This window comes from Lacrimispora struthionigena (assembly GCF_048627165.1).
Lineage (GTDB): Bacteria > Bacillota > Clostridia > Lachnospirales > Lachnospiraceae > Lacrimispora.
Window position 1 is genome coordinate 1,731,856 of the sequence record NZ_JBMBWP010000002.1, and the last position, 18,172, is coordinate 1,750,027.

10 protein-coding genes are annotated in these 18,172 nt (G+C 39.9%); all 10 read right to left on the reverse strand.

The window, feature by feature from the left end:
- Positions 1–31 precede the first annotated feature (31 nt).
- Complete coding sequence (gene add, locus ACOAOT_RS17255) at positions 32–1,024, reverse strand: adenosine deaminase (RefSeq protein WP_420218112.1); 993 nt, start codon at positions 1,022–1,024, stop codon at positions 32–34.
- Positions 1,025–1,085: 61 nt separating this feature from the next.
- The gene (locus tag ACOAOT_RS17260; protein ID WP_420218113.1) at positions 1,086–1,652 is read right to left on the reverse strand and encodes an indolepyruvate oxidoreductase subunit beta; all 567 of its coding nucleotides are present in this window, start codon (positions 1,650–1,652) and stop codon (positions 1,086–1,088) included.
- Complete coding sequence (iorA, locus tag ACOAOT_RS17265) at positions 1,649–3,403, reverse strand: indolepyruvate ferredoxin oxidoreductase subunit alpha (RefSeq protein ID WP_420218114.1); 1,755 nt, start codon at positions 3,401–3,403, stop codon at positions 1,649–1,651. The genes ACOAOT_RS17260 and iorA overlap by 4 nt, the downstream gene beginning before the upstream one ends.
- The gene (locus ACOAOT_RS17270) at positions 3,378–4,739 is read right to left on the reverse strand and encodes a phenylacetate--CoA ligase family protein (RefSeq protein ID WP_420218115.1); all 1,362 of its coding nucleotides are present in this window, start codon (positions 4,737–4,739) and stop codon (positions 3,378–3,380) included. Before ACOAOT_RS17270 ends, iorA begins: the two co-directional genes overlap by 26 nt.
- A 36-nt stretch (positions 4,740–4,775) precedes the next feature.
- A complete protein-coding gene (locus ACOAOT_RS17275) occupies positions 4,776–5,687 on the reverse strand; it encodes an ACP S-malonyltransferase (RefSeq protein WP_420219443.1) in 912 nt (303 codons plus the stop codon).
- Positions 5,688–5,794: 107 nt separating this feature from the next.
- Positions 5,795–7,711, reverse strand: a complete 1,917-nt coding sequence (locus tag ACOAOT_RS17280; protein ID WP_420218116.1) for an aminotransferase class III-fold pyridoxal phosphate-dependent enzyme — start codon at positions 7,709–7,711, stop codon at positions 5,795–5,797.
- The gene (locus ACOAOT_RS17285) at positions 7,704–10,595 is read right to left on the reverse strand and encodes a type I polyketide synthase (protein WP_420218117.1); all 2,892 of its coding nucleotides are present in this window, start codon (positions 10,593–10,595) and stop codon (positions 7,704–7,706) included. Before ACOAOT_RS17285 ends, ACOAOT_RS17280 begins: the two co-directional genes overlap by 8 nt.
- 20 nt (positions 10,596–10,615) lie before the next feature.
- Positions 10,616–16,336 carry an SDR family NAD(P)-dependent oxidoreductase gene (locus tag ACOAOT_RS17290; RefSeq protein ID WP_420218118.1) on the reverse strand — a complete coding sequence of 1,907 codons (5,721 nt, stop codon included), beginning with the start codon at positions 16,334–16,336 and terminating at the stop codon, positions 10,616–10,618.
- Positions 16,333–17,376, reverse strand: a complete 1,044-nt coding sequence (locus tag ACOAOT_RS17295) for an electron transfer flavoprotein subunit alpha/FixB family protein (RefSeq protein ID WP_420218119.1) — start codon at positions 17,374–17,376, stop codon at positions 16,333–16,335. The genes ACOAOT_RS17290 and ACOAOT_RS17295 overlap by 4 nt, the downstream gene beginning before the upstream one ends.
- Positions 17,377–17,396: 20 nt before the next feature.
- On the reverse strand, positions 17,397–18,158 hold the full coding sequence (locus ACOAOT_RS17300) for an electron transfer flavoprotein subunit beta/FixA family protein (protein ID WP_420218120.1): 762 nt from the start codon (positions 18,156–18,158) through the stop codon (positions 17,397–17,399).
- Positions 18,159–18,172 lie beyond the last annotated feature (14 nt).

Genomic DNA, 18,172 nt, shown 5'->3' on the forward strand with positions numbered 1-18,172 from the left:
TATTGTTTTCACCGATTTTTAAACGTAGTTATCATACATTATACGTATTGTTGTCGAAAAAAGCAATTATTTTTTCTTTCTCTTCCTGTCCGATAAATGCGGCTTCCAGTGCATAACGATTCATCTGTCTTAAATCCGCTTCTGTAAAACCCATATGTTTTTGAATCAGTTCTGCTTCTTTTTCCAGTGTGGTATCCGATACGGTCATATTGTCCGTATTATAGGTTACCGGAATCCCCCAGTCATAAAAAGCTTTCAATGGGTGCTGATCAATGGAAGGAACCGCTTTTGTCTGAAGATTGCTGATCACGCACATCTCTAAGGTAATTTTTTCCTTTTTTAAGAGGTCCATACAGGATTCTGACTGAATTGCAGCACAACCATGTCCGATTCTCCTGGCCCCATAGGAAACTGCTTTTATAATATTCTCACAGTCTCCGCATTCTCCTGCATGTATGGTAAATGGAATATTTTTCTGTCCGGCTCTTTTAAAAAGAGGTTCAAAATGAGCCATGGGAACAAGACCTTCCGGTCCTGCAATATCAACACCCACAACGCCCTTGCCAAGATAGGAAGAAGCCAGCTCAAAGGTCTCCTCATTCTCTTTATCGGAACCGTTCACCATTGAACAAAGTAAAAGTCCTGCTTTTAAATCAGTTCCTTCCATGCCCCTGTTCATACCTTTAATAACGGCTTCTAAAATTCGTTCCTTTGAAAGTCCCTTTCTCATATGAAGCTGAGGTGCAAAACGGATTTCACTGTAAATAAGTCCCTGAGCTGCAAGGTTTCTGGTTAAATCCTCACTTGCCAGTGTCAGAGCTTCTTCTGTCTGCAGAAGCTGCCCTGGTAAATCAAAACATTTCAAATAATCCACAAGGCTTTCACAGTTTTCCCCCACTGATACACTATCCTTTATATCCTGTCCTTCAAAATCATATCCAATCTGCGCTGCTAAAAGTCTTACCACGTCAATCGATAAAGACCCATCCAGATGCAGATGGAGGTCAGTTTCCGGTCGCTTCATAATGATCCCTCCTTCATTCAATGGAAATATTCTATCATATAATAAGGAAAGCAACAATTATTTATTTTGACATTAACCCCATTTCAAAAGCTTTTAAGTTGATTTCAATCGAAGGAGAGGGGACATTTTCCCTTATAGCTTCAAACCAGATCTCCTTTTCTGTATCTGTAATTGCAGCCAATGCTCCTAATAAGACAGCATTAACCGTTTTAATACTGCCTGCTTTCTGTGCATATGCCAAAGCATTTACTGTATAAAGGTGGATTGGTAATTTCTTCAGTCTTTCTTCCAGATGTTCAGGATATGGCACAGAATTAGTCACAACTGGCATTGGGTCAATTCTCTGAGTACTGACAATTAGTGAGCCGTCCGATTTTAACCAGTCAATATAGCGTACACCTTCTAACCATTCAAAAGCCAAAATCACATCCGCACTGCCCTTTTCTATAACAGGTGAATAGATATTTTTACCAATTCTTACGTGAGTAATTACACTTCCTCCTCTTTGAGACATTCCATGTACTTCAGATATTTTAACTTCCAGATCTTTTTTTTGTCCCAGTGTACCAAGTATTTTGCTGGCTAGTAACGCACCTTGTCCTCCCACTGCTGATATCAGAATATTCATGGCTGATTACCTCCTTCTGAGACGTTTTTTCTAATTGCCTGAAAGCTGCATACCTGGGCACAGAGTCCACATCCGATACATAAAGCTGAATTTATTTCAGCCTTGTTGTTTTTAAAGGATATGGAAGGACAGCCAATGGTCAGGCAAACTTTACAGCCTTTGCAATCACTTACTTTAAGAGGCTGTATGTGTTCAGAATTCCGATTCAATAATACACAAGGTCTTTTGGTTATAATCAGGGATGGTTCTTCCACCTGGGTTTCCGTTTTTATTATTTTTTCCAGATTAATAAGATCATAAGCATCTACAGTCTGAATTCGTTTGATTCCAATAGCGTCTGCCAGAGAACGATAATCAATTGCTTTGCTCTCTACTCCTCGAATTGTATAACCTGTACCAGCATGATCCTGGTTTCCAGTCATCGCAGTGGTCTGATTATCAAGTAATATAACCGTTACATTGCCCTGATTGTAAACTACATCAATTAATGGTGTTATTCCTGAATGAATAAAAGTTGAATCACCAATAACCGCCACAGTTTTTTTAGAAAAATCTGTTCCTCGAGCTTTTTCTGCCCCCAGAGCCATACCGATACTGGCTCCCATGCAAATGGATGTATCCATGGCATTTAATGGTGGGAATGCAGCCAGCGTATAGCAGCCAATATCCCCCATGACATGCAGCTTTAACTTTTTGAGCACATAAAAAACGCCCCTGTGATGGCAGCCAGGACATAAAACCGGGGGTCTGGCAGGAATGTCCTTTGTCAGATCTGTTTCAATTGATTGGATCCTTTCACCTGATATGGCATTTCTGATTATCTCCGTATTTAATTCTCCAATTGTGGGAAAAACTTTTTTGCCGATTACGTTCAAACCCCATGTCTTGATTTTTTCCTCAAAGACAGGCTCTAACTCTTCGATAACATATACTTTTTTACATTTCTTAATAAAATCAGTTATTTTATTTTCAGGCAAAGGATAAGACATTCCAAGCTTAAAAAAAGACGCATCTGGAAATGCTTCTTTTGAATATTGGTAGGCAATTCCGCTGGTAATAATGCCAAACTCCATATTATTGAACTCCACCTGATTTAATGCAGTTATTTCCGCATATTTTTCAAGTGATCTTAATCGCTCTTCTGCTACCACTCTGCGTTTTTTTGCCACTGCGGGAGCAACAATGTATTTATTGGGATTCTGCTGATAATTTTTTAAAGACGTGCTCTGATTATTCTCTAATTTGACAATACTTCTGGAATGTGAAACTCGTGTGCTTAATCTTAGGATTACGGGAGTATCAAACGCTTCACTGATGTTCAGTGCATGACCAACAAATTCTTTACATTCTGCACTGTCAGATGGTTCTATTACCGGAATCTTAGCAGCGATACCAAAATATCTGGTATCCTGCTCATTTTGTGAACTATGCTGACCTGGGTCGTCAGCAACAGCAATCACTAAACCTGCATTGACACCTGGATAAGAAATGGACATAAAAGGATCTGCGGCCACATTAAGCCCCACATGCTTCATTGAAACAAGTGTCCTTGCCCCTGCAATCGAAGCACCTATACCAACCTCCATTGCAACCTTTTCATTTGGTGACCATTCTGCATTAATCTCTTTATATTTAATTATGTTTTCGGTAATTTCAGTACTGGGTGTTCCCGGATATCCAGTTGCCACGGTTATACCATATTCAAAGGCACCCCGGGCAACTGCTTCATTGCCTGATAATATTTTTTTCATATAGTATGCTGTTTCCTCCTATTGGTTTTGATAGCAGTATCCTTCTATTATCAATAACTCTGACTGCCTTACCTTCACTGCGTTTAATGCTTTGAGGCTCAACTATATTAATTTTAGCTGAAATCCCAATAACACTCTCCAATTTTTTTGTAACCAGAGAGCTTAATTGATCCAGATAGTTTGGATATCCGGGCAAAATATGGTCATTAAGTTCGATATTAATGTTTAAATGATCCAGATTATTAATACGATCAACTACAATCTGATAATGGGGACTGACTTCTGTAAAATTCAACAGTACTGATTCAATCTGGGTGGGAAATACATTAACGCCCCGGATAATTAACATGTCATCAGTTCTTCCAATTGGTTTTGTCATCCTGGTATGAGTTCTGCCGCAATCACATGGTTCTTTCGTCAGACTGCAGATATCTCCGGTTTTATATCTGATCAGGGGAATTCCTTCTTTATTAATGGTTGTAATCACCAGACAGCCAGGCTCACCTTCCGTAAGTACCTCTCCGGTGTCTGGATTAATCACTTCTGCAATATAACTATCCTCCCAAATATGTAAGCCATTTTGACAAGCACATTCCTGAGAGACAGAAGGCCCCATAATCTCACTCAGACCGTAGATGTCAAACGCTTTTAATCCCAGCTGGGATTCAATCTTCTGCCTCATTTCCTCTGTCCATGGCTCAGCTCCGAAAATACCGGAAGTAAGACTTAGTTCATGCTTTTTTATTCCCATCTGTTTCATAGTATCGGCAAGATATAAAGCATAAGACGGTGTACAGCATATGCAGGTACTTTTGAAATCTCTCAGCATATTTATTTGCCTTTCGGTATTTCCAGTTGATGCCGGAATCGCAATTGCACCAACCCGCTCAACACCATAGTGCACTCCCAGCCCACCTGTAAACAGCCCATAGCCATAACAATTTTGTATTCTTGAATCTTTTTTTACTCCTGCCATAATCAGACAGCGAGCCATATTTTCAGACCAGTTTTCAATATCAGTTCTGGTATACCCTACTACTGTCTGTTTACCAGTTGTTCCACTTGATGCATGTACCCGGATAATATCCTCTAAGGGGGAAGCAAACATTCCAAACGGATAGGTTTTTCGTAAATCCTCCTTATCTGTAAATGGAAGATTTTTTAAATCATCCAGGGTGTTGATATCAGCTGCAGAAATTCCTTTTTCCGTCATTTTTCTAGCATAATACGGTACATGTTCGGCTACATTTTTAACAGTTTGTTTTAATCGCTGAAGTTGCAGTTCATGCAGCTGCTTTCGTTCCATACATTCTATTTCCGCATTCCAAAATTTCATCCTTGGTCTCCTGTCTTTTATTTTTATTTGGTAATTCTATACCCTTTGAAATCTTTCTTCACGGTTGATTTTTTTGATTGTCGTAAACTGCAAATCCAGATCAATTAATCTTGAAATTTTTGTTAATCCGCCATCCAGACCAACTTCTGCAAATTCCTCTATTCCCATATCTCTGATGGATAAAATTGTTGTTCTCCACATCATTGCCGACGACATATTCCGGATTAATTCCATCTTGAGCTTAGCGCTGCTATCAATCATCTGTTGATCGTATACGGATAATATCGGGATGGATAAATCTTTTACTTCCAGACAATTAATATAATGGGCAAAAGACTCTATACCTGCCGCTCCTAAAGGACAGTGAAATGCATACCTGGTTTTCAGCTTTTCAGCCCTGATTACTCCATCTGCAACACACATTGAGAGAATGGTATCAATACCTGCCTCAATACCAGATATAGTAACGCAATCATTATTGTTATCAATGGCTACATATACCATATCATTCAACTTTTTTCGATCTATCATAGATGTTATCTGTTGAAAGCTTTTTCCTATAATTACTGCCATAGTCTGATTTTCAACAGTGTGAAGGCTTCTGTATTTTTCAATTTCTATTAGCATCCTGGCCCCGTCAGTAAAGCTGACAGCGCCTGTGCAGGCGGACGCAACAATTAACCCGAGGCTATAACCTACGAAAAAAACAGGGCGATAACCTTTACTTATGTATGTTTCGTAGATTACATACCCAATGGTATACACCGCCAGCCATTCAGTAATCATTTTATTATTTTCTGAAAACGTAAAGAGGTATTCTTTTATTTGGTATTTTAAAAGAACTGGATCCTTCAGGCACAATGTCTTGATTTTTTCTGTCTGTGCCTCGTTTAAAGTGCTAAGAAGCGGCCGCACATCCACTCCCATACCCTGAAAAAGAAAAGCCATGTTTTTCAATTATTACTCCTCCATTCCTTATTTTTATAAAAAAACATACCTTAATAGTTAATACAGTGTATCTCTGCATTTTACTATCAGGGTATGTTTTTAAAACTTTATTGGAAAAAGCCAGCATCTTTCATCTCATTAATAGTCTTTTTTACCGCATTAATAAAATACTGAATATCTTCATTGCTATGCTCTGTTGATAAAAAGCAGTTTCGTCCCTCCCACACATAAATGCCCTTTTCCAGAAGGCCATAATAAAAAATTTCCTTTTCCAGATTAATGTTAAAGCGGAATAATGAGCTAAAATGATTAATATGAACCGGAACCTTCTCCAAATCAAAGAATTCATTTAATTCTGTAACCATCTCAGCGGTTTTCTGATTCAGATTATCGTATATCTGCTCTTTATTCTCTTTGATAAATTGTAAGACTGCATGTGCTGCCGTCATTGCTAATGGGTGATGACAAAAAGTGCCGGCAACAAACGTTCTCTTATCGTCGCAGGGAGGAACAGAATTATCACCAAACTTCCACATACCGCCGTCTATACTGTCTAAATATTCTCTTTTTCCAGCCAATATTCCGATTGGCATACCTCCGCCAATCACCTTGCCATATGTAACTATGTCTGCCTTAACACCAAAATATTCCTGGGCTCCACCTGTGCAAATTCTAAAACCGGTGATGATCTCATCGAAAATCAGCGCAATATTGCACTGCTCAGTTACCACTCTCAGCTTTTTAAGAAACGGGCCTGGCTGAAGGTCAGGTCGTCGGCTTTGCACTGGTTCAGTTAATACCGCAGCAATAATATCTGCATGAGATTCAATATAGCTTAGGGAATCCTCAGAATCATAATCCAGCAAAATAAGATCCCGTACCGAATTATCTGTAATTCCAGGAGTCAGTGAAATGGTATTTAAATCAGGATCATCGGTAGGCATAGGTATTCCCAATACTCCATCATAGGTTCCATGAAAAGCTCCCTTAAAGCAGACAACCTTATTTTTACCTGTAACTGCTCTTGCCACTCTGACCGCAAACATATCAGCCTCGGTTCCGGAATTGCAGAAAAATACTCTTTCTACACCAGTTAACTGAGCAATATCGCTGGCTACTTCTCCAGTCAGCCTGCCCATGGGCCCCAATGGCATTCCTTTTTCTAATTCAGCAAGCAAAGCCTTTTTAACAAAATCAGGATTGTGCCCAAACAGCAGAGCTCCGAATCCCATAGTTAAGTCAATCATTTCATTGCCATCTAAATCAACCAGTTTGTCTCCCCTGCCCTGATCAGCAATTATCTGATACAGCATCTCTTTATAAAGCAGCCGGAAGCCTGCAGAATTCCGGTTACTTGCGTATACATGCCGATATTTTTGAGTCTGTTCTTTTGACGTTTTTGTCAGATTATTTACACGTTGTTCAATGTTTTTTATATAGGCCAGCTGAAGGGGAGGGACTTCATCCTCCTGATGCAATTCCATTTTCCGATAAGGTACGAAGTAATCCACCCGTTGCGCTGCAGTCTGTCTGCCTGGCTGCGGCTTTTGTTTTTGCGCAGGCTTAACAGCTTCTGGTTCTTTCTTATTGGGCTCCGTTATTAATTTTAAAATTTCATTTTGTTTCATAATGATATGATACTGACTGTCAAAAATCTTGACCAGATTACCAAAATCAAGAGAATTACTATTAAGTGACGAATCTATGGCAGGCAACATTTCCGATTCCACTGAATCAATTTCCTGAGTTTCCTCTTGTACCATTGGACTATTAATTACAATGTGTTCTGCAACCAGACGTAATGTATTTAATGTAGTAAAAAAAATGTCTAATGGAATTACCAGTTGATATCTGGAATCAATCTGTTTGGACAAGGTTAACAATAAAATGGAATCCAGACCATATGAAATCAATCTTCGGTCAATATCCATAGCTTCTTTTTCCATTCCTGAAATCATATGTATAATATCTTTTAATTCATCTGCCACTTTTAAAACTTCTGTCTGATTCAGTTCCTTAATCATAAGTTATTTCCTCCACCCCAATATTCTTTATTACTTTCTCAGATTCAAGCATCTGTTTTAGATAACTTCTTTGTTCCAACAGCTGTGTCCGCTGTTTATTTAACAGCAGATCAGCAGTACCCGCACACAGGTCAGAGGCCGGTAATTGATGTGACCTGTCTTTCCAGGATGTCCTCCGGTCAAATGCATAGCCTGGTAATGCCACCTTTTTTACCTGATATTCTTTATATAAACCATCCCATTGCAGGTTCAGCCCATTTAAATAAAGATTTTTTAAAGACTCACTCAGTTGCTTATAGCTGCCGATTCCATTTCTAAGCGTTGGTACACAGATTGCCTCCTGATTTTCCATACATTGCCCTGCCAGGCCGCACAAAGTGGCTGTACCGCCAATTTCAATAAAGGCTGTTACTCCCAGTTTTTCCGCCTGTTCCATGGCGGCTTTAAAATTGACTGTATTTTCTAAATGCTGCATCCAATAATATTTATCCTCAAATAAATGATAATCCTCCAGCTTTCCTGTTACACTGGAAATTACTTTAACCGGACTTTCCTGGCCCCGGCCAGTCAGATAATCCAGACTATCACCATAGGAACCAGTGTAGTTGTTCATTTCCACCGAATGGTATGGATATCGGATACCAAGATCATTAACAAATACCCGCTCCTGCTGCTGAAGCAAATCAATAACCTGATCCACTTCTGTTGCCAATCCGGAGACAGTCACATTTTTAGGTGCGTTTACCGCTGCAATTGATACATTATGACAGTCGCTTTTATTGATAATCTCCCGCATTCGGCCTTCTTCCACCAATACTCCTACCATTTTTCCATTTGGTTTTACGCCTGACATCAGCCTGCTTCTGAGAGCAACCATATTTGTTATATCCTCAAAACTGAGTATTTTGCTATAACAAAGCGCAGCATATTCACCAATACTGTGACCAATTACATAATCCGGAACAATATTTAAATTGTCCCATATTTTGGTCAAAGAATATTCCAGGGAAAAGATTACTGGTTGTGAGTATAAGGCATTGTTTAAATGATCACCCGTCCGCTTGTATAGTGCATCAATTACAGAGATTCCCAGCAGCTGTTTAAAACGTTCATCGCATCTATTAAATGCATTTCGAAAGGCAGATGAAAATTGATAAAATTCCTGAGCAGCATTTTCATAAATTGATCCTTGTCCCGTAAATAAAAAAGCGGTTTTTTTTCGTTTTTCTGTGGATCTCCCCATGTAAAACCTGCCGATCTCCTGATTCCCTATCATTGAGTCAAGGGTTTTAATTATATGTTCACGGGAATTTCCAACCACTGCAAGTCGGTATTCATTTTTAGCTCTGGTCACATTGGTGGAATATGCAATATCGGATAAATTTTCAGTTGAACGGCTGATAAAATCACGGATATCAGAGGCGGCTTTTACTAATGCTCCTTTATTTTTTGTGGATATGGTAATTATACATTCCGGAAACTGTGGTTTTTCCTCCCAGCTATGGTCTTCTTCTGGTTGGGACTCTTCCAGAATAACATGAACCAGATTTCCGCTTATACCAAAAGAACTGATCCCCGCACGCCTTTTTTTATCGCCGCGCTGCCATTTGACGGGTTCAGTCACAACTTTCATTTTTTCCCAGTCAATATTGGGATTGGGCTGGTTAAAATGAATGCTTGGAGGAATACATTGATGTTTTAATGAAAGAAGTACTTTAATAACGCCTGCAATTCCGGCGGCTGCTTCCAGATGTCCAATGTTTGACTTTACAGAACCAATCAGGATTGGTTTCTGGCGATCCTTAAACGCATCACAGATTGCCTGAGTTTCAATAAAATCCCCCAGTGACGTACCGGTTCCATGGGCCTCAATGTAATCAATATCCTGCTGACTTAATCCGCCTTGCTTTAGGGCTGCTTCGATTACTCTTTGCTCTCCCAGCCCGTTAGGCGCATAAAAACCGTTAGACCTTCCATCCTGTCCAATGTATATAGCCCGAATGAAAGCTTCAATGGTATTACTATCCCTTTTGGCATCTACGGCTCTTTTCAACAAAATGACACCGCCGCCTTCCCCTCTCCCAAAACCATCGGCAGACGCATCAAAGGTTTTACATCGTCCGTCCGGCGATAAAGCATGGAACTGTGAGAGTCCAATAAATGACTCAGGATTTAATAATAAATTAGCTCCGGCTACAATAGCCAGGTCACACTGACCTCCTCTTAAGCTGTCTACCGCCATATTCATTGCCGAAAGGGAAGAAGAACAGGCGGAATTTATACAGATTGCCGGACCTTTGAAATCATAAAAATAAGCGATCCGGCCAGCGGTTGCATGAGAAGATATTCCAATTGCCGAATAAGGTCCAAGGTCGTTTACGTTTCCGGAAAACACCTCCCGGCTGATATAATCCACCTCGTCCAGTCCGATAAAGACTCCTGTTTTGCTTCCCCGTAATTGAGCAATGTCAATACCTGCATTTTCTAATGCTTCCCAGCTTAGTTCCAACAGTAACTTTTGCTGTGGATCAAGAGAGGCAGCCTCAACAGCTGAAATCTCAAAATGGCTGTAATCAAAGGTTTTAATATCGTGGTCCAGAAAAGCTGCAGATTTGGTGTACATTTTTCCCGGTACTGAGGAATCTTTACTATAAAAAGGCTGTGGGTCAAACCGATCAGGCTTAATTTCAGTAACAGCATCATATCCCTGCATTAGCTTTTCCCAGAATAACTGGGGATCATTGGCACCTCCCGGAAACCGGCAGTGGTAACCAATTATTGCAATCTCATCTTTTTGCTGCAAACTTTTTAATTCAGCGTCTAATTCATTTATTTTTTCTGCAGCCTTAACTAAGGCTGCTTTGTATTTGCCTATTTCATCCATAATTCTCCCTTCCCCAGACATTATTTTGTCAACTCAGCAATTTCCAGCAGAATGTCATCGATGCTCTCCTCAGATTCAAGTACCGGCTTTTGATCAAATACAAACACATCAGTCAGCAGATACTCGACCAGTCTGGTTATGGTGGGATAATTAAAGAACACTGAAATATTTAAATCAATACCAAATAATTTGTTAATTGCAGTTCTCATGGAAAATGTCATCAGCGAATCAGCTCCCTGTTCTCTTAACGCTTCATTCAGCGACAGTGATTGGTCACTTTCAAAGCCCATGATTTTTGCACACACAGGCCGGACCTTAGAGATCAGGAATTCCTCTCTCTCCTCAGAGGGCAATTTCTTTAGCGTATTTAATAATACACTGCTTTCCTCTTCACCTTCTTCCTCTTTTGAAACTGCATCCAGAGTCACCAGCCGTTCCAGGAAAATACTTTTACCTGCAGCATCATGAAATGATTTGCTCATCTGATTCCAATCTGCATCTACAACCACCAGATTCTCGTAAGGACGTTCCATAAAATCTTCAATTATCTTTTCAGCCTGTTCTTTGGAAAAAGGCTTCATCCCAATCCGTTCCATATTACTGGATATGGATTTATTATTGGCAGCCATACCGCTTTCACCAAATGCACCCCAGCAAAGGGTATATCCTGGAATTTGATTGTAACTGAGATAAGACGCAAAGATATTCATAAAATAATTAGCCGCTGCATAATTAGCCTGTCCCATATTTCCAATAACACTGGTAACAGAAGAGGTCATCATAAAGAAATCAAGGGGATCTTTACAAAGCAGCTGATATAAGTTGATACTGCCATTCACTTTTGCCTTAATGACCGCTTCAAAATCAGACCACTGAGCATTTTGGATTGTCTTATCATTAATAATACCAGCGGCATGCACCACGCCCCCGATAGGCGGCAGGCTTAGTTTAACCTGGTTTAAGACTTTTTTCAGGTTTTCATAATCACTGATATCCGCAAAAATTATATCTGTTTTAACGTTAAGATCGTTAAAACGTCTGATCGCCTCTATTGCTTTTTGCCCTGGTTCTTTTCTGCATAATAAGATCAGATGTCTGGCTCCGGATTTTACGAACTGCTCTGCATAAGTAAGACCTACAGTTCCGGTTCCTCCTGTAATCAGGTAGCAGCAGTCAGGCCGGATCTTTAATTCAGAATTTGGAGAAGCTGCATTTTTTAAATAATCCCCATGTGAAATTAATCTTGCACTATAAGAATGCTTATCTCTAAAACAGATATCCTGGAAATTGTGATTTAATAATTCATCTAAAAAATTGCTGTCCTGATCAAAGACAGATTGGTCGCAGTCAATGATTCCGTTATATAATTCCGGGTATTCAATACTGAATACTCTGGATAAGCCCCATAACAAAGATCCTGACAAGTTAACGCAGCCTCTGTTTTTAAAAGGCTGAACATTCCTTGTTACAATTTTTATGCTGCTGCCCTGTGAGTATCCTTCTTCACTTATTGATTTAATAAGGGATAACAATGCTTTTACCGGCTGGCAGTCCACTTGTTCCATGTCATTACGGCATGAATCTGCTTCTTCTCCGCCGCAGAAGATGATATGTAAATTTCCCTTTTTACTATTCTGGCAAATACTCTTTAATAATTCCGGCCAATCTGAATCCATACCCGCTTTTATTGGCTCAATACCCAGTGTTTTCATTTTTTCACCAATACAGCCGGTTAAAGAATCTTCCTTTTCCTCTGAAATAATCAGATATTTATCATCAGATCTGATTAATTTAAGCGGTTTAGTTTCTAAGAGAGGAATCCAGTCTGTGTGATAATACATTTTATCCAGACTCCTGGTTTCCCGCAGTAAACTGTTGCTGTCAGTGATTTTTGCCATTAAATTAATAATTTTAATCACTACCTGCCCCTGATCATTATATACGGTGAGATCCACGTAAATAATTCCATTTTCATAACGTGACCTTGTATCACACCACAAGCGGTCTGAAGGATAATAATTATAAGTGAACTCTTCCAGATAGTATGGAATAACGGTTACATTTTTGTCTTTAAAGATACCATCATCACGCATTTTTTCTTCAATAAAGGCAAAGCCGGTCTGTAAAATCGAATCAATTGTACCAGGATAAAGTACATATTCATTTAAATAAGGGACTGATTTTAAAGGCTCAATCTGACAAATACACCCCTTATGTGCAAAACTAATTGCTTTAATTCCCCTAAACCCATCTCCAAGCTTGAAACCAGACTGTCTCATGGCATAGTAAACACCTCTTGTTTCCATATCAGCCTTGTAGCTGAGCTGCCTGTATTCATTAACATCCGCCTGCTGCCAGGTGAATTGAAATTCGTGCAGAATTTTAACATTACCTTTGACATGCAGCTTCCATTTATCATTCTCAGAATTATAATCTTTGCTGTGAATGCTAAACTTCGGCAGATCACCGCTCTTTTCTATACAAAGCTGAACTTTTCTTGCAGCATCACCGTCAACAGATAGAGGAGACCGGAATTCCAGGTTACTAAGAGTACAGCTTTTGGCATCATCAATCTCCTTAACTCCAGCAAGCATCATTCCAATATGGGCTGCTGCCGGTGAAATGGCAACATCAAAAATAATATGCTCTTTCATAAAAAATGGTTCTGCAGCAGTAAATTTACTTTGAAACAGCACCGTATCATTGATATGAGACAGATCAATTTTCTGACCAAGGATTTTGTGACAATCAGCGGAATCAATGGTCTGGGATTCCCTGTCATAAAATAACTCCATAGGATATTTACTCTTTTCATATGGATAATTGGGAAGCTTTGCTTTCATCCAGCTTTCGTTCCCGGCAAAATCAATGTGATTCCAATTTAAATTAACACCTGCTGCATAAAGAAGTGCGATGTCTTCAGCAATCTGAATATCATCTGCTTTTTTCAAATTTAATGATGATACCAAAATCCGGTCCTGTTCAAATATCAGTTTCGCCAGAGCGGACAGCACCCGGTTACTCCCAACCTCCATTAAAATATGATTTTCCTTCTTTTCAATGCTGCTGACAGCGCCATAAAAATCAACCTCTTCCCGGATATGTCTTGTCCAATACATACTGTCTAAGATTTCTTCTGGTCCGATTTCCCTTGCATATAAAGCTGATACGAATCTGACATGCGGGGGGTGGTACTCTATTTCATCAGCAATTGACTGGTATTCATTAAGAATGGAGTCCATTAGCATTGAATGAAAGCCATGGGAAACTTTCAACTCTTTTACTGTAATTCCTTCTGCTGCGGCCCGACTGGCCACCAATCGAACATCAGTTGAAGAACCTGAAATAACACAGGAATTGAGTGCATTCCGGGCAGCAATACAAACCGAATTTTCATAGCCCTGCAAAAGTTCCGTCACTTTTTCCCTGTTTGCAAAAATGGTAGCCATACTGCCGCTGCCAGGAGCCTGATCCATCAGTCTGCTGCGGACCGATACCAATTTAACCGCATCCTCAAGGCTTAGTATTCCAGCTTCTACTGCCGCCGCATACTCGCCAATACTATGTCCCATTACCAGATCAGGTTTAATCCCATAATCTTCCCACATTTTTGATAAAGCATATTCAATTGCAAAAATTAACGGCTGGGCATATGCAGTCCTTTCAATTATCTGATCAGATGTGTTTTCGCCATATATTAATTCCACAATGGATTTGAATAAATGTGGTTTGAACAATCCTTCACACTGATTAAAAGCCTGCCGGAAAATCTCATTGGTATCATACAGCAGCTTACCCATATTTAAATACTGGGAACCCTGTCCGGTAAACATAAATGCCACTTTGCGGTCTTTTTGTAACATCAGCGGATCTTTCGTGTTAACAAAAATCCCTTCTGTATCGTAACCATCAAGATACTGTTCCAACCGCTTAAGAAGCATAGTTTGGCTGCCGGCGCATACGGCAAAACGGTAATCAAGATCCGTTCGGCAGCGGTTAGCCGTATAAATGATATTTTGAAATTCCTCTTTTGTGCTGTTTGTCAACAGGACGTGATACTGACGGACTAATTCTGTTAATGAGGTTTTACTCTTGGCAGAAAGCTTTAATACCCAGTCTATTCCATCCTTTTCAGAATCCTCCACTCCATTTTCCTGTGGCTGCCTATATTCTTCAATAATGACATGAGCATTGGAACCACCAAAGCCAAAACCATTTACTGCAGCTGCCCTTAAACCATTATCTTTTTTCCACTGGGTATGTTGACTGACTACTTCCAGGTTGGTGTCTTTCCAGTTGATTAAAGGATTGGGAGTATGAAAATGAAGGTTTCCCGGAATTAAGCCATGCTTCATTGAGAGCAGTACTTTTATAATTGAAGAAATTCCGGCGGCAGCTTCCAAATGGCCGATATTGGATTTAACTGAGCCAATCTTTAAGCGATTATTATTATCCCGGTTTTTTCCATAAACAGCTGCAACTGCATTTACCTCAATAGGATCCCCCAGCTTGGTTCCGGTTCCATGCATTTCCACATAATCGATATCCAGGTTATTTAAACCGGCATTGGATAAGGTTCTGCGTATTAATTTTTCCTGGGCTTCTCCGTTTGGAGCAGTCAGACCATTACTTTTTCCATCCTGATTAATGCCCGTTGACCGGATAACTCCCAGAATTTCATTCCCATCCTGAATTGCCTGAGACAAGCATTTAAGCAGAATCACTCCACCGCCCTCACCCCGTCCATAGCCATCGGCTGAAGCATCAAATGCCTTGCTATGTCCGTCTGTGGAGGTTGCCTGTAATTTTGAAAATCCCACATTACTGCAGGGACTTTCAATGATGTTAATTCCTGCCACAACCTGTAAATCCGCTTCTTTCGCCTGCAATGCTGTACAGGCCAGATGAAGAGCGGATAAAGTGGAAGAACAGGCGGTATCCACGCTGACACAGGGTCCTTCAAAACCAAACGTATAAGCAATTCTTCCGCATGCGGTACTAAAGCAGCTTCCAGTTAATGAATACGGTCCTATTTTAGATAAGTCCCCAGAATGTAAATGTGCCATATTATACTCATTTGTAGAAATTCCAAGATATACTCCGGTATCACTGCCATTATATCTGGCAATATCTAAATTGGCATTTTCAAAAGCCTCCCAGGTCAGCTCCAGCAGCAGACGCTGCTGTGGATCAAGAGCCTGTGCCTCCTTTGGGGAAATATTAAACAAGCGGGCATCAAATGCGTCTATATCAGACTTTAAAAAGCCTCCTTTTTTGCAGTACATTTTTCCCGGCGCATTCTTATCTTCATCATAATATTTTAAAAGATCCCAACGTGACTTTGGGATCTCACAGATACCGTCTTCTCCACTTAGCAGGAACTCCCAATATTTATCAACATTGTCAGCTCCGCCCGGCAAGCGGCAGCTCATTCCCACGATGGCAATTTGATCCCTGATCTGCCCTCCCCCATTTTCACACCATGCCTCATTTTCTTTTTTTGTGTTAAGTAAGGAATCAAGATAATTCGTCAGAAGAGAAACATTAAAACATTTAAAAATATCAGATACATTAATTTCAACAGAAAACTCTTTTGAGAGTATTTTGACAAACAGCGGAATATCAAGTGATACCATTCCATATTCCGTAAAAGGAGTATTATTATCTGTAATGGTAATGTCGAAATTATCTTCAATGATTAACAGTACCCGTTTTAAAATAGTATTTTTCGTATCTATCATATAGTTCTGTTCCTTTCTGAAAAAGTAACCTTAGTATTGCTTTCCCCCGTTATCTGTTCATTTTCCTGTCCCAGTTTTTCTAAGTGGTCCAGGATGGATTCAAGATTTTCCACAACAGAATAATCGGCATAATCAAATATAGCTGCCTGTCGATCCGTATTCACTGCAATAATAGCAGCAGCATTTTTTATCCCCACCATATGCTGACTTGCGCCTGATACTCCAAAGCTGATATAGATCTGAGGTGATATACTTTTTCCCGACTGTCCAACCTGTCTTTCTTTTTCAATTAATTTTTCTTCTACAACAGCCCTGGTGCCAACAATACCCATATCATACTTCTCTGCAATCTTATAAATCCGCTCAAGTACTGTACGATCCTTTACTCCCCTGCCAATACAGAATACTTTTTTAAACAGATGAATATCGATTTCCTTTTTCCTTTCCCGTTTCGTTCGTTCTTCAACCACCCACGCTGCATTGCATTTTGGTTCTTTACCTGAAAATGTGAACTCCACAATACTCTCTTCCCGGGGGGGTCCTGCTTCCGCTTTGATAAACACATCCTTTTTTACAGTTCCCATCATGATATTGCAGTTGATACATTTTATGGTTGCCGTCACTGAATCATTGATTGCTGCTCTTGAAAAACCAAGCTCGCCCGCCTCATCAAACTCGATTTCAATGCAGTCGGCAGTCAATCCCGCCTCAAATCTGGTGGAAAGTACTGCTGCTAATATTTTACCGTCAACAGTTGCCGGAACCAGAATCACCTCCGGATAAATTTGAGTTACCATTGCAGCAATCACTTCGGTAAAATATGGCAGGTCAAAGCGTCCTTCCTCCCGGCAAAATACCACCCGGTCAGCCCCATACAAAAACAAGGCAGATATTCGTTCCTCATCCATATGCCCCACACAAAAAACGGATACCTTTCTTTTTGAAGCATCACCAAGTGATCTGGCTTTTGTAACAAGCTGTAAGATATCTTCACGGTCGTATTCCTGTGAATCACAAATAACAGTTATTTCCTTACTCATACAAACTAGACCTCACTTTTTCAGCTGTGTTTCCCCTTTATAATATTAAAAATAAACGCTGCTTTTTCTTCGGTTTTCCCGTCTATATATGCTTTTTTCTTTTTACAAATCTCCTTTTCAATCTGCATCACTCTTGTTTTAGAGCCTTCCAGTCCGCACTTTGCTTCCTCCACCTCAAGATCGGCAGCATTCCAGACTGTTATTTCACTTTTCCTGGCTTTTTTTAATGCTAACAGGCTGATTTGTGGCTGTGACAGAATAAAGTCATGAAAAGCGACAATTGCCGGCAGATTTAATTGACCCACCAGATTTTCCGATTCTGTTACCTGCATCACTTTAAGTGCATCCCCACTGGCCTCTAAGATTTCGGCCACTTCAGGTAAACAGTAATATCTAAGGCGTTCGCCTATCCCATAGACTACCTGTCCGGTTTCACCATCAATTGTTCTTCTGCCACAAGTCACCAGACTTACATTACCAATCTTTTTAATTGCCTTTGCCAATATGTAAGAAGTAGCAACGGTATCTGATCCCCGAAATAAATTATCATTTAAAATAATTGCCTGATCGGCTCCCATTGCCAGAGCTTTCTGCATCATCCCAACCGCCCCCATTGGTCCCATGCACAGGCATATAATTTTACAATCCATAAATTGTTTTATTTTGACACTCTCCTGCAAAGCATATAAATCATAGGGATTTATTAAATATTCTTCCACCCGCGACTCAGAGGGATAAACCAGTTCTGATTTTACCGGTTTTATGCATACAACAATTTTCATAATAACTCCTTATG

Coding starts and splice junctions, on each gene's coding strand:
- ACOAOT_RS17285 (WP_420218117.1), bottom strand. CDS start 10,595: ATGGATGAAATAGGCAAATACAAAGCAGCCTTAGTTAAGGCTGCAGAA.
- ACOAOT_RS17295 (WP_420218119.1), bottom strand. CDS start 17,376: ATGAGTAAGGAAATAACTGTTATTTGTGATTCACAGGAATACGACCGT.
- add (WP_420218112.1), bottom strand. CDS start 1,024: ATGAAGCGACCGGAAACTGACCTCCATCTGCATCTGGATGGGTCTTTA.
- ACOAOT_RS17275 (WP_420219443.1), bottom strand. CDS start 5,687: ATGGCTTTTCTTTTTCAGGGTATGGGAGTGGATGTGCGGCCGCTTCTT.
- ACOAOT_RS17300 (WP_420218120.1), bottom strand. CDS start 18,158: ATGAAAATTGTTGTATGCATAAAACCGGTAAAATCAGAACTGGTTTAT.
- ACOAOT_RS17290 (WP_420218118.1), bottom strand. CDS start 16,336: ATGATAGATACGAAAAATACTATTTTAAAACGGGTACTGTTAATCATT.
- ACOAOT_RS17260 (WP_420218113.1), bottom strand. CDS start 1,652: ATGAATATTCTGATATCAGCAGTGGGAGGACAAGGTGCGTTACTAGCC.
- iorA (WP_420218114.1), bottom strand. CDS start 3,403: ATGAAAAAAATATTATCAGGCAATGAAGCAGTTGCCCGGGGTGCCTTT.
- ACOAOT_RS17280 (WP_420218116.1), bottom strand. CDS start 7,711: ATGATTAAGGAACTGAATCAGACAGAAGTTTTAAAAGTGGCAGATGAA.
- ACOAOT_RS17270 (WP_420218115.1), bottom strand. CDS start 4,739: ATGAAATTTTGGAATGCGGAAATAGAATGTATGGAACGAAAGCAGCTG.